Here is a 12,962-nt window from a genome sequence, read left to right as displayed (position 1 = left end):
CGTCAAAGGCCCAAAGCCGTTATGATCCATCTATTTATCTGCTATGCTTTATTTTATAACAAATCCTGTATTCCTACTATTAAAAATTGATATGCCTCGTGAGCACAAAAATAGCGCTGCCCGAGTGTATCGGACAGCGCTATGAGAGGACGGACATGCGACTATTCGCCAAATTGCCAGCAGCTCAGGCTGAGATTGCCGAATTGATAGCTGCGGTGAAGAAGCCTCGCGCCGCGCCCGTTGTCAGCCGCCCCCATCGCCAGCAGCAGCGGAATAAAATGCTCGCTGGTCGGCACGGCTTCCCTTGCATGAGGAGCCAGCTCGTGATACCGGAATAAAGCTGGCAAGTCCCATGCCTCCAGCTTCTCCTGCAGCCAGCTGTCGAATGCCGCCGCCCAGCTATCGCTTTCTCCTTCTCCCGCTCGCCAATTAAGCGCCCGCAAATTATGCACGGTGCCCCCGCTTCCAATAATGAGAACATCCTTCTCTCGCAGACCGGCAAGCGCTTTGCCGATCTCATATTGCTGCTCATTGGACAAATAGCGGTTTACCGACAATGCAACAACGGGAATATCGGCATCGGGATAAAGCAGCTTCAGGACTGCCCACGCTCCGTGATCAAGTCCTCTTTGGTCATCCGTCACGCATTGGAAGCCATGCTGCTCAAACAAGGCGGCAACCTCCCCGCTTAACGCCGTATCGCCTTTAGCGGGATAGGTCATCCGGTACAGCTCCGGCTGGAAGCCGGAAAAATCATAAATCGTGTCATATTCCACTGCCGTACTGACCGTTTGCGTCCTCTGCTCCCAGTGGGCGGAAAACAGCACAATCGCTTTAGGCGCTGTTGGCTGCTGCTCCCTGAAGGCTTTTAAAAAATCGGTGTATCCATTTTCCTCTAAAACAATGGATGGCGCTCCATGTGCAAAAAAATACGATGGCATCATTGGTTTTCACTCTCCTTTAACGTTGCGCTTTTTACAGCACCCGCCTCATCGGCTGCTTCAACAGCCAACCCGCCGTTTGCATCCTGTCTAAGCCATTTCAGCACATCTTGACGATTTTGCGGGATAACCCCGTGACCGCTCGGATACAGGCGAAAGGTAAGCTTCGACGTTAATTCCTTAAAGTAAGCGGCTGTTGCATGACCAATAGATGGCGGAAATATGGAATCAAATTCCCCATGGGAAATAAAAAATGAGGTTTCCCGCACCGATTGCAAAGTGTATTCGCTTTTGACAAAGTCCGGCACGTAACCGTTCAGCGCCACAATCCCTTTCAGCTGACTCCCCATCCTGAGCGCCAGGCTCATGGAAAGAATGGCACCTTGGCTGAAGCCAAGGAAATAACGCCTGCCGGAATCCACGGGATAAACCTCCGTTGCATATTCCACAAAACGCTCAAGGCCCTCCATCGCTTCATCAAACTGCTCCCGAATTGGGTTGCCCAGGCTTTTTAATTCATAAAACTGGAATCCCGCACCCATCTGAAAGTTTCCCCGAATATGGATCAAAATAAAATCGGATGACAACGGCTCCGTCAGTCCGTGCATATCGCTTGGGTCAGAGCCCTTTCCATGCAATGTAAACAAGGTCGGATAGGTACGGCCCGCTTCCAGCTTCGGCGGCAAATAAACCTCGTATTGGTATGCCTGTTTCATTTTTTCACCTCATTTATTACTTATAACAATTTTATTTTTATATTTGTAATATAGACCTTTCGCCACTAGCCTGTCAACAAAAATATTGCTATTATAAATATATATTCTCTATTTAAAATATTCTATGGAAATGGAGGACCTCTTATGAACATTGGACCAAACATTCGGTCGATTCGGAAACGCAAGGGCATTACTATAGCGCAAATCTGCGAGGCTACGGGATTGTCGCAAGGGTTTATGAGCCAGATTGAAACGGGAAAAACATCGCCATCCATCTCTACGCTTGAAGGGATTGCCTCCGTTCTGAGCGTGCCGCTGGCTTATTTGCTGCTGAAAAAGGAGGAGCGAATGGGGATTGTGCGCAAGTGCGAGCGAAAGGTGACAACAAGCGGGAGCGAAAAGCTGCGGGTCGAGCATCTTAGCTCGACAGTCAATGCCCGAGCTATGCTCGTGGAGCTGCCGCCGGGGGCGTCAACGGGAGAAGCCCCTCACAGTCATGAGGGGCAAGAGATTCATTTGGTTATAAAAGGCCGGGTTTATGCAGAGCAAGGCGAGGATTCGGCCCATTTTGAAGAGGGTGACTCCTTCTCCTGGAATGCCTGCATCCCGCATCGCGTCTGCAACATTGGCGACGAGCCCGCACTGCTGCTTATTTCGGTATATGCAGACAGCGACCAACAGTCGGCGGAATACCTATAGAGGTAGCGGGATGCAGCTATTCAGCTATCAGTGATTGAGCAAGCTTGTCAGGAAGTGGTGAGCCGGGAGTGAAAATCCTCCTTGTATTCATCCTGAGGGTCCCACGTAGACCATACCCCTTCCAGCATGTTTCCTTCATTGTCGAGGAAGTAAAAATATTTGGCTTTGCCATCGCCAAGGCTGTTTAACGCCTCAACCTGCACGCCTTCAGCAGCAAGATAAGCATGCGTGGCTTCAATATCGGAACATTGCAGCGCCAGAAAGGGAAAAGGTTTGCCGTTCCGGGCAATGGCAAGCGGCTGACGATCTGCGGTTTCGATGAGCAACACCGCAATCGCATGCTTATGGGGATGATGCAGGACTGCGATCATGGACCCCCTGTCCTGAAACTTGCTGATCAGCTTGAATTCCAGATGCTTGGTATACCAGGCAATGGATTCCTCCAGTCGCGTCGTGGGTATATACGCATAACCCACTCTGGAAAAATGATAGGCTTTTGTCATACGGTTATCCCTCCTCCCTGGCTTTTACTTCGACATTTCCTACCGATTTCCTTCTTTATCCAATTTATTGCCTCGCATAAAAAGCAGGATTGCGATTTATGCAATTAGTCCTCCAGCAATCCCAGCATACGGTAGATGATAACCGCGGCTTGGGCTCGGTTTGCAGCTCCTTTTGGAGCAAAGCTGTCGTTGCCCATGCCGTTAATGACGCCTTGCTGCGTCAAGACAGCAGCTGCTGCACGGGCGTATACTGCGATATTCTCCTGATCGGTAAAGCGTTCCAACGAGCTTTCATCGCCCGACACTTCTTTTACAAGCTTGAGCGCATTTACTGTCATAATGGCCATTTCTTCCCGTGTAATCGGCTTATCGGGACTGAAACGGCCCGTTCCGGTGCCTTGGGCAATGCCCGCTTTAACGCCTGCGGCTATATATTCATAATGCCATGCGCTTCTGCTGACGTCGCCAAACGTGACGCTTGCTTCCGAATCCTCCAGACCCAAAGCGCGTACCAGCATTGTAATGAACTGGGCGCGAGTCACTTGATTAAGCGGCGCAAACTGTTCGTCTGACATGCCCTTAATGATGCCTAGCGCTGCGAGCTTGCCAATGGCTTCTCCCGCCCAGGAGGATACGCCTCCTATATCCTCGAAGGTTGGGACGACTCCCGGTTCTGTTGGTGTGCCTGGATCAACCGTAGGACTTGGGCCCGGACTTGAGCTCGGACTTGGACTCGGGCTTGGGCTGGGACTTGAACCCGGACTTGAGCTCGGACTTGGACTCGGGCTTGGCTCCGGACTTGAGCTCGGGCTTGGACTAGGGCTTGGCTCCGGTTCACCTGGAACAATAGCCGGTTGCAATGTTGCATAAATAGAGTTGGCAAGCAATCGGTATTGATGCTGAGGATGCGCTTTATTGACCAGATCATTGGAGAAAAGAGTTACATTCAGCTTGTCTTGACGATATGACATCCCCGTCACTTTGCCAGCTGCTCGTTCATTGTTGGGCCACCAGCCTGCTTTGAAGAATTCATCGCCTGCCGCGTTATCTGCAAGCACAACAGCCCCTGCCGGAACGGATTCTATCCAGCCGCCTGACGCCGTGTACAAATATTCTTCTTGCTCGTAAGGCGCAGTGATGACGCTAGTTTGATTCATTTTGACCTTATAAACGCCTTCATGTCCTCCGGTTCGGCCCACCTCCAGGCCTGTTGTCAGGTTGGAGTTTTTGAAGGAATTGATAGCGGTATAGCCAAACCCGATATACGGCTTGCCCTCTTCAATCAGGGTCCGGTTCGTGGCATTAACCGTCGCGTTGATCAGCACATCGCTGTTCTGGGCAATGGACGTTACCGTAAAACCAAGCTCCTTTAACACATAAGCCGGTACTCCCGTTGCATTAAGACTCAGCTTTTTCAGAGGGAAGGAGGCTGGCGCATTTCCGCTAACCGGTTCGATATCCAAATAAAAATCATCTGCTACCGTCCTCAAATCAGCAGCTGCTACCAGATAATCCCCTGCTCCGTATTTTTCGCCCGGCGCAGTTAGCATGCCAACCGCTTTATCCCCATCAAGCAGCTTGTTCACCGCTTTGACGGCATCGTTGTTGCTGCTGCGAATGACATAATAGGCGGCATCTCCGCTGACAACCGTCGCGTCGGGAACGGAAACGGATGTTACAGCTCCGGTTTTGCCTGCAAATGCCCCCGCCGCTCGAAGCTCGTAACTATTAAAGCCGCGAAGATCGGGGAAGTTTTGTACGATTTCGGCATACATGGCCGAAAAATCCGACACATCAACGCCCTTGTAAAGAACAAGGTTGGCGAAGCCGCGTTTCGCCTGATGCATGTTCACCACATAGGTTCCGGCGGGATAGGTAACGCCGCCTGCTTCTACGCTTTCGGTCGTCTGCTCCAGCTTAACGCCGTTGCGGATCAGGTATGCAGCCATGCGGTAAGCTTCAAGCGGATTTTTTTGCAGCTCTGTGGATGTAGGAATGACATAGTATTCCGGGAAAAAGTTTTCTTCCGTGCCGCGCGGTCTGCCGATGGATTCATTTTTGGCATTGATTAGATAAGGGTCAACGCCGCGATCGTCAATGCCCTCAACGCCGCGTTTATAGATTTCCAGCTGATTCAGGAAAAGCTCTTCCTTGTTATCCGTAACATATTTAGATGCGGCAACAATGGTATAGAACAACGCCGTTGTGGACTCCTCGTTCAATTCCGGAATTTCAATGGTGTGTCCCATGGAGCCATGATGCATTGCATAAACGGCCGTATAGGCCGGGGAAGCATCATCCCATCCATCCGTATACCCCTTTGGCTGGTAGGAAGGATTCTCCTTCAGCTTGCGATGCTCCTCGTACGGAATATGGAAGCTTTCGTACTTCGTATTGGCGATACCGGCTTGTCCCATTGCTTCAGCCTGAGCTACCATATTATGAATTAATAGATCAAATTCATGGTTAGGGTCATGCGGAGGCGTACAAGGCTCAATCAGGAAGCTGCCGACAAAGCCGTGCAAATCCAGGAACGAAATCGGCGACCATTTTGCAATTTCTGAGGTCACGATTTGCGTTTCCGGCTGGGTCTGATAAGAATTGTCGCGATTGAGATCAAAGCCGTTGATGTTTGCGCGCGTATTATGAACCCGGCCGTCCGGATTTTCCGTGTAGTTGAACAGGAAAATAACGTTATCCAGCAGCGTGTCCATATTCAGCGTAGCCTGAAGAGGATTCGTCGCATCTTTGTTCAAGTTGTACGTGACGCTGTCTTTTGTAGCGATTTCCTCAAAGAAATTGACGATGGCATCAATACCCGGCGCTTCATCGGGATGGATGTTGTTGACCCAAATCGGAACCTTGTATTCGCCAAATGTACCGTTTCGGATTTTTTCTTGAAGTCCGGCCGGGTCGTCCATCATCCCAGGATGTGTTTCGTTGACATATTTGTCTACGGACTGCTTGTCCTTAGCCAAAATTGTGAAGTAAATATCGCGCCCCTCCACCGACTGGCCGAGCACCCGATTGTCGACATAACGGCCCTTGGCCTCCGCCGCCAACGTGATTTCATCAATTTTTGGCTTCAGCTCGTCATAGGTGTAGTAGCTGTCGTAGGCGTTCAGCTTGATATCTGCGGATGCAAGAGGAGTGCCTGCAGTCTTATCCAAAACAGCCAACTCGTACGTACCGATTAGAGCGGGATAATTTCTTCGATGCGTCCCTGATAGGTTGGTTGTTCCATAAGGCAAATCAAACGTAATTTTTCCGGTTACCTTATTACCCAAAAGTACCGGCGCCTTTTCAAAGGTAATGAACGGAGCCCCATTATACCCATTGGATGCCCATGACTTCCATTCAGAAAGCGGTTTTCCGCCGTACGACCATTCAATATCGTCCAGCGTTGTATTTAAAGGCAAATCAAACTCAAAATCGATGGTCCTTTTTTCTGTAATAGAAGCTTTGTTATAGCTGAGTATAATTTCTCCAGTTGGTTCATTAAAAGGCTCAATAACTTCTAGCAGTATGTTTCTTAACAAAATAGAAAATGTAGATAAGTGCTGCTCAATTCGGCCCGGATAATCGGTGCTGATACTTTCCAGCGTATCCTTGGCAGTATGCCAATATGAGCCGTTGGCCGCTGTCTGGGTCTCTCCTTCATTATCACCGATATCCCAGTTGGTCGCTTCTAGATAAGCATATGGAATGCCGGCTTTGTCAAAAGGATCATGATCACTCCAGTCGCCCGTTGTTCCTGCCGGAAACCCTGGATAACCGGGATTTGTAATGACATCCAGGCCAAGGCGATTCACAATATCAAGGCCCAGGTCTCGTATAAAGCCGCCTTTTCCTGCGCTGCCATAGATGTACATAAAGTCGCCTGCAGCCAAGCTGTCCAGATTAATCATTCCAGCAATATTTCTTTTTTCAGATTCTGTTAATTGGTTTACATAGTATTTAGATCCGCGCATCCCCACCTCTTCTGCGCCAAAAGCGACAAATTTAATGGTATAGGGAGTGACTGCATCATTGAGGGCGGCTGCCGCTTCCAGCATGACGGATACTCCTGATGCGTTATCGTCTGTACCTTTTCCATGTCCTGTTGCATCATAATGAGCGCCTACAACGATTTCTCGCGGAGATTGACCTGCTTTAGTAGCAATGACGTTTGCAGAAGAGCTGCTTCCCCCGTAATTAAACGGCTGCACCTCAACGGTGTAACCCAGTTTTTCAAATTCCTCAACAATGTAGCCGCGCGCCGCAACCTCTCCGGCCGTACCCGCCACCCTTGTACCATAAACGCTGGACAGCACCGTGAGATATTTGTAAGCTTCGGTGCCAGCTTCAGCATTCAGCGTCAGTTCGTCCCCTGGCGCTGGTAGCGTCTCTTCCTCCGCCAGTGTCGGCTCAACGCCCGCATCATCCTGCGGCGCTTCCTCAGCCCCATCTCCCGGAGAAGGCATTTCGCCCGTTTCTTCAGAAGATACAATTGTCTCTTCGCTAGTCGGCAAAGGATCGCCGGCGGTAATAATGATCGGCGCTTCTCCGCTGTCAGGACTATTTTGGGCAAATGCCGCCGTTGGAAAAACCGCTGAAATGATAAGCATAAGCGACAGCATAAACGCCATCCATTTTTTATTTCTCTTTAATCCCGACATTGTACTCCTCCTGACCGTAATGGTTTTTCAACTTCCAGACGCTTTTTCTCCATCCAAATCCATAGCAACAAATCCCTGCGGCTTTCCTTCCATCGGCTTGTCCGTGTTCACATCTCTCCCATCCTGTAATTTTAAAAGCAGATGTTTGCTAGCATTTTGACAATCGTGGTGCCGAATCTATGAATGAAGGTGTCAAAAACGGTCTTATTGCACAGCCTCCCTGCGGGATGTGAGCTTGGCCTGGGTAAACAGCAGCATATAGTCATGGCCGCCGGCCTTGGAGTCCGTGCCCGACATATTGAAGCCGCCAAACGGATGCACCCCCACCAGCGCTCCCGTACATTTGCGGTTTATATACAGGTTGCCACAATGCATCTCTTGCAGCGCCTCCGCAATACGCCCCTCGTCACTGGAGAAAAACGAGCCGGTCAAGCCAAATTCCGTATCGTTATAGATGGCGATGCCCTCGCGCCAGTCCTTGGCTTTGGCAACGGCCAGCACGGGGCCGAATATTTCCTCCTGCATCAGCGGAGCCGCGGGGTCCACATCCGCAAATACTGTCGGCTCAATATAGTAGCCGCCCTCCGGCCCAGCATGGCCGCCCGCAACAAGTCTTCCTTGGGATTTTCCGTCTTCAATATAAGAGAGGATGCGTTTATAGGAGGCACGGTCAATAACAGGACCAATGGGAGCATTGGATTCCGGAAGCCCGATGGTCAATACAGAGGTGCGTTCAACTATTTTTTCTACCATTTTGTCATAGACATCCTCAACAATAATGGCGCGTGAGCCTGCGGAGCACTTTTGTCCCTGAAAACCAAACGCCGATGCCACAATAGCGTCAGCCGCGGCATCCAGATTAGCGGTTTCGTCAACGACGATGCCGTCTTTGCCGCCCATCTCCGCCACAACCCGTTTAATCCAGATTTGGCCCGGGGCCGTCTCCGCTGCAAGCTTGTTAATGCGCAGGCCGATTTCCTTGGAGCCTGTAAAGGTAACAAATCGCGTTTTGGGATGGCTGGTCAGATAATCTCCGATTTCAGCGCCGCTTCCCGGCACGTATTGGATGACATCGGCGGGCATTCCCGCTTCTACCATTAAGGAATAGAATTGATAAGCAATAATCGGCGTGGTGGAAGCAGGCTTCAGAAGAATGGTATTGCCTGCCACAATCGCCGCGGCAGCCATACCTGCGCAAATCGCAAGAGGAAAGTTCCATGGAGGAATGACAACCCCTACGCCCAGAGGGATGTAGGTTAATACATTGTTTTCGCCGGGCAGCTTTATTAATGGCTGATGTTCGTTCGTAGACGACAAACGCAGCATCTCCTTGGCGTAATAAAGCAAAAAGTCTATTGCTTCGGCCGTATCCGCATCGGCTTCCGCCCAGTTTTTTCCCGACTCCAGAACTAGCCAAGCCGAAAAGGTATGCTTGCGCTCCCGCATCAGCCCAGCCGCGCGAACCAGGCAGGCGGCCCGGTCGGCAACGGGCGTTTTTTTCCACCGCTGGAAGGCCCCCAGCGCGGATTGCATGGCTTCCTCGGCTTGGGTAATGCCTGCCTTGCTCACTTCGCCGATGATTTCCGATGTAGCCGCAGGGTTAATGGAGACAATCCGTTCCTCACTCCATGCTTCCTTGCCGCCGATCCATAAGGGATAGCTTCTGCCAAGCTCCGTTTTTACCGCCGCAATTGCAGACTCCATGGCCAGCCGATTTTCCGGAAGCGAAAAATCAGTAAACGGCTCATTGCTGAAATGTCCGCTCCCGTGCAGCACATCCTCATTTTCCACGATCATATTGTATGCCCCTCTCCCGTTATACGATCTTTTTGCCAAGCAGCGATGCGGTCAGCTCCACAGCCAAACGAGTCGTTTTTTTATCATGGTCCAGCATAGGGTTGACTTCAACGAGGTCCATGGACGTAATTTTTCCTGTCTCAGCCAGCAGCTCCATTGCAAAATGAGCCTCGCGATAGCTCAATCCGCCCGGTACAGGCGTGCCCACTCCAGAAGCCTCCAGCGGGTCAAGGCAATCCATATCAAAGCTGAGATGGACGCCATCGGTACCGTCGCTTGCAATTGCAACCGCCTCCTCCAGCACCTTGGCAATACCGTGTTTGTCGATATCGTGCATAGAGTAGCAGGCAATGCCCTGCGAACGAATCAATTCCTTTTCGCCGGGGTCAAGATCCCGGGTTCCGATAATGACAACATTTTTTTTGTTTATAAGCGTCCCCGCCCCGGGAATATCAGTCAGCTTGAATCGGGAGAAGCCCATTGCCACCGCAAGCACCATGCCGTGAATATTGCCGCTTGGCGTCGTTGCTTCCGTGTTCAGGTCGCCATGCGCATCAAACCAGATGACGCCAAGTCTGTTGTAATGTCCTGTCAAGCCGGCAAGCGTGCCTATCGCAACGCTATGATCGCCGCCCAGTACAATCGGGAACGTTTTGGCGCTTACCGCACGGTAAACCTGCTCCCCGACAAGCCCGCTCATTTCCTTGATTTCCGGCAAATATTTGATTCGGGGCGAACCGGGGTCCAGCTTGCCTTCACGAGGACAGCACACCTCATAATCCCCGTCCAGCCTAATGCCCAAATTGCGGATTTGCCTGCCAAGTCCCGCGCTCATCATATCCTCCGGACCATACTCCACTCCCGCTCGGCCGCCTCCCAGCCAGAAGGGCACGCTAATCAGCCTGACTCCCTTTTCCCGCATACCTCTCATCTCCCTTATGAAATCAATCTTTGGATAGCTCTTTTACCCCAGCACCTGAGCGATTCGTTCCAAAGCCCAATCAACCTCATGCCTCTCGATTATTAAAGGAGGAGCAAAACGAATCGTATGTTCATGCGTCTCCTTGCAGAGCAGCCCCATTCGCATCAGAGCTTCGCAATAAGGCCGGGCAGAGCCATCCATTTCCATGCCGATAAACAGGCCTCGCGCTCTTATTTCCACCACGGATTTATTACGCATCTCTTCAAGACGCCCTGCAAAATAACGCCCCATCGCCTCCGAACGCTCCGCCAGGCTCTCGTTTACAGTGACATCAAGAGCGGCGGAAGCAACGGCGCAGGCAAGGGGATTGCCGCCAAACGTCGAGCCGTGCGAGCCGGGGTCAAATACGCCAAGAACTTCATCATTCCCCGCAACGGCCGATATGGGGATAACGCCTCCGCCAAGCGCCTTGCCCATAATGTAAAGGTCCGGAACGACGCCCTCCCAATCGCATGCAAACCGGCGTCCCGTTCGTCCAAAGCCCGTTTGAATTTCATCTGCAACCAGCAGCACATCATTGTCTCTGCAAAGTCTTGCCGCTTCGCTCAAATAACCATGAGGCGGAATAACGATGCCGGCTTCGCCTTGAATCGGCTCAATCAGCAGCGCTGCCGTATTTGGCGTTATGGCCTCCTTCAGAGCCTTTAAATCTCCGTAGGGAACCAGCTTGAAGCCTGGCGTAAACGGACCAAAACCGTCCTTATAAAGCTCCGACGATGAAAATGAGGTGATCGTAATGGTCCGTCCATGGAAATTGCCGTCGCAAACAATGATTTCTGCCTGGTCATCCGGAATGCCCTTGACGCGGTAGGCCCATCTTCGCACCGCCTTGATCGCGGATTCTACTGCTTCCGCGCCGGTATTCATCACCAGCACCCTGGATTTGCCGGTATAGGACGCCAGCTTTTCGTAAAAGACGCCAAGCGCTTCATTATGAAAGGCGCGCGAGGTCAAGGTTACCTTGTCCGCCTGCTCCTTCAACGCCGCAATGATATCAGGATGCCGATGACCCTGGTTTAACGCCGAGTAGGCGCTCAGCATATCCATATACCGATTCCCCTCCGGGTCTGTTACCCAAACGCCACTGGCCTCCATCACCACAACCGGCAAGGGATGATAGTTTCTGGCACCGTATTGCTCCGCCAGCTCGATAGAACGGGTTGATGAATGAACCGGCATGCTGCACCGCCCTCCCGAAATATTTGTATACAAAATACAATATTCATCATTATGCAAAAGGAAATTTGTCCTATTACTTCTGCGGCCTTCTTAACATAAGCAGCCTCTTACAGAACTTTGGACAAAAAATCCTGAGTGCGAGGATGCGCCGGATTCTGGAACACCGTCTTTGGAGCGCCCTCCTCCACGATATGGCCGCCGTCCATAAACAGCAGCTTGTCGCCAACCTCCCTGGCAAAACCCATCTCATGCGTCACAATAACCATCGTCATTCCGTCCTGGGCAAGCTTTTTCATAACATCCAGCACCTCGCCAACCATTTCGGGGTCCAGCGAGGAGGTCGGCTCGTCAAACAACATGACATCCGGCTTCATAGCCAGCGCTCTCGCAATAGCGATTCTCTGCTTTTGACCGCCCGAAAGCTGCGACGGAAACTGGTCATGCTTATCCTCCAGACCAACGGCTCTCAGCAGCTCCATTGCAATGCTTTGAGCCTCATCCTTCTTGTATTTTTTCAATTTGACGGGAGCAAGCGTAATATTGTCCATGACGTTCATATGAGGAAACAGATGAAAATGCTGAAAAACCATTCCCATTCGCTGACGCAGCAAATCCAGGTTTGCTCCTTTATCGGTGATCGCCACGTTTTCCAGCAGAATTTGCCCCTTTGTTGGCTCCTCCAGCCGGTTCAGGCAGCGCAGGAAGGTGCTTTTGCCGGAGCCGCTGGGGCCGATGACGACAACAACCTCGCCCTTGGACACCGTTGTTGTGATGCCCTTCAATATTTCGTTTTTGCCATACGATTTGCAGAGGCTTAGAACCTTTATCATGAGTGCCGCAGCCTCCCTTCAAGCCAAAGCATCAGCCTGGATAGTGTAAATGTCATCACAAAATAAAGCGCAGCCGCCGCCAGCAGCGGCTCCATCGGCAAGTAGGTGGAGCCTTGCACCGTTCGGGCCGTATACATCAGCTCCGATATGCCCACAACCGATATAAGCGAGGAATCCTTAATAATGATTATAAATTCGTTGCCGATCGCCGGAAGCATGTTGCGAAAAGCCTGAGGAAGAACAATATGGCGCAATGCCATTCCTCTCGTCATGCCAAGCGAACGCGCAGCCTCCATCTGGCCCTTGTCGATGGCTTCAATGCCCGCGCGGAAAACCTCCGCCATATAAGCCGCGCTATTAATGGTCAGAGCAATTACTCCCGACATAAAGGCGGTCAGATTAATGCCAAAGCTGGTCAGGCCGTAATGGATTATAAAGACTTGAACCAGCATCGGCGTTCCCCGTATGATTTCAATGTAGACTGAAGCCGCAAATTTGAGCGGCCACAGCCTGGATATACGCATCAGGGCAAAAACAACCCCGAGGACAGTGCCCAGCAGCACGCCGAAAAACGACAGCTCCAGCGTGTGCCAGGCTCCTTTTAGAAAAGTCAGCCAATATTTATCCAAAAATGCAAAGTCCAAATCCATCATGGGC

The 12,962-nt window shown here is 51.2% G+C and carries 10 protein-coding genes; 1 reads left to right on the top strand and 9 read right to left on the bottom strand.

Annotated elements, in window-relative coordinates; genetic code table 11:
* Positions 1 to 161 precede the first annotated feature (161 nt).
* Together A7K91_RS03425 and A7K91_RS03420 are read right to left on the bottom strand one after the other, a co-directional pair.
* A complete protein-coding gene (locus tag A7K91_RS03425) occupies positions 162 to 944 on the bottom strand; it encodes a DODA-type extradiol aromatic ring-opening family dioxygenase (protein ID WP_068679696.1) in 783 nt (260 codons plus the stop codon).
* On the bottom strand, positions 941 to 1,657 hold the full coding sequence (locus A7K91_RS03420; protein ID WP_068679694.1) for an alpha/beta hydrolase: 717 nt from the start codon (positions 1,655 to 1,657) through the stop codon (positions 941 to 943). The genes A7K91_RS03425 and A7K91_RS03420 overlap by 4 nt, the downstream gene beginning before the upstream one ends.
* 144 nt (positions 1,658 to 1,801) lie before the next feature.
* On the opposite strand from A7K91_RS03420, the gene A7K91_RS03415 reads away from it, so the two are divergent.
* Entirely contained in the window at positions 1,802 to 2,356 is a 555-nt protein-coding gene (locus A7K91_RS03415) for a helix-turn-helix domain-containing protein (RefSeq protein WP_068679692.1), read from the top strand.
* Positions 2,357 to 2,403: 47 nt separating this feature from the next.
* Here A7K91_RS03415 and A7K91_RS03410 read toward each other — a convergent pair whose 3' ends face one another.
* The 7 genes from A7K91_RS03410 to A7K91_RS03380 form a co-directional block, all read right to left on the bottom strand.
* Positions 2,404 to 2,859 (bottom strand): VOC family protein, encoded by a 456-nt coding sequence (locus A7K91_RS03410; RefSeq protein ID WP_068679690.1) that lies wholly within the window; start codon positions 2,857 to 2,859, stop codon positions 2,404 to 2,406.
* 104 nt (positions 2,860 to 2,963) lie between these two features.
* Positions 2,964 to 7,517 carry a M20/M25/M40 family metallo-hydrolase gene (locus A7K91_RS03405; protein ID WP_068679688.1) on the bottom strand — a complete coding sequence of 1,518 codons (4,554 nt, stop codon included), beginning with the start codon at positions 7,515 to 7,517 and terminating at the stop codon, positions 2,964 to 2,966.
* Between the two features lie 204 nt (positions 7,518 to 7,721).
* Positions 7,722 to 9,314, bottom strand: a complete 1,593-nt coding sequence (gene pruA, locus A7K91_RS03400; RefSeq protein ID WP_068679686.1) for an L-glutamate gamma-semialdehyde dehydrogenase — start codon at positions 9,312 to 9,314, stop codon at positions 7,722 to 7,724.
* A gap of 19 nt (positions 9,315 to 9,333) precedes the next feature.
* Positions 9,334 to 10,236, bottom strand: a complete 903-nt coding sequence (gene rocF / locus A7K91_RS03395) for an arginase (RefSeq protein WP_068679684.1) — start codon at positions 10,234 to 10,236, stop codon at positions 9,334 to 9,336.
* A gap of 42 nt (positions 10,237 to 10,278) precedes the next feature.
* A complete protein-coding gene (locus A7K91_RS03390) occupies positions 10,279 to 11,475 on the bottom strand; it encodes an ornithine--oxo-acid transaminase (protein ID WP_068679682.1) in 1,197 nt (398 codons plus the stop codon).
* 107 nt (positions 11,476 to 11,582) lie between these two features.
* Positions 11,583 to 12,305, bottom strand: a complete 723-nt coding sequence (locus A7K91_RS03385; RefSeq protein WP_068679680.1) for an amino acid ABC transporter ATP-binding protein — start codon at positions 12,303 to 12,305, stop codon at positions 11,583 to 11,585.
* On the bottom strand, positions 12,302 to 12,958 hold the full coding sequence (locus A7K91_RS03380) for an amino acid ABC transporter permease (RefSeq protein WP_245697211.1): 657 nt from the start codon (positions 12,956 to 12,958) through the stop codon (positions 12,302 to 12,304). Before A7K91_RS03380 ends, A7K91_RS03385 begins: the two co-directional genes overlap by 4 nt.
* Positions 12,959 to 12,962: the final 4 nt, after the last annotated feature.

This window comes from Paenibacillus oryzae (assembly GCF_001675045.1).
GTDB classification, from domain to species: domain Bacteria; phylum Bacillota; class Bacilli; order Paenibacillales; family Paenibacillaceae; genus Pristimantibacillus; species Pristimantibacillus oryzae.
The sequence above is the reverse complement of the archived record's forward strand: the minus strand, read 5'-3'. Positions and strand labels throughout refer to the sequence as shown.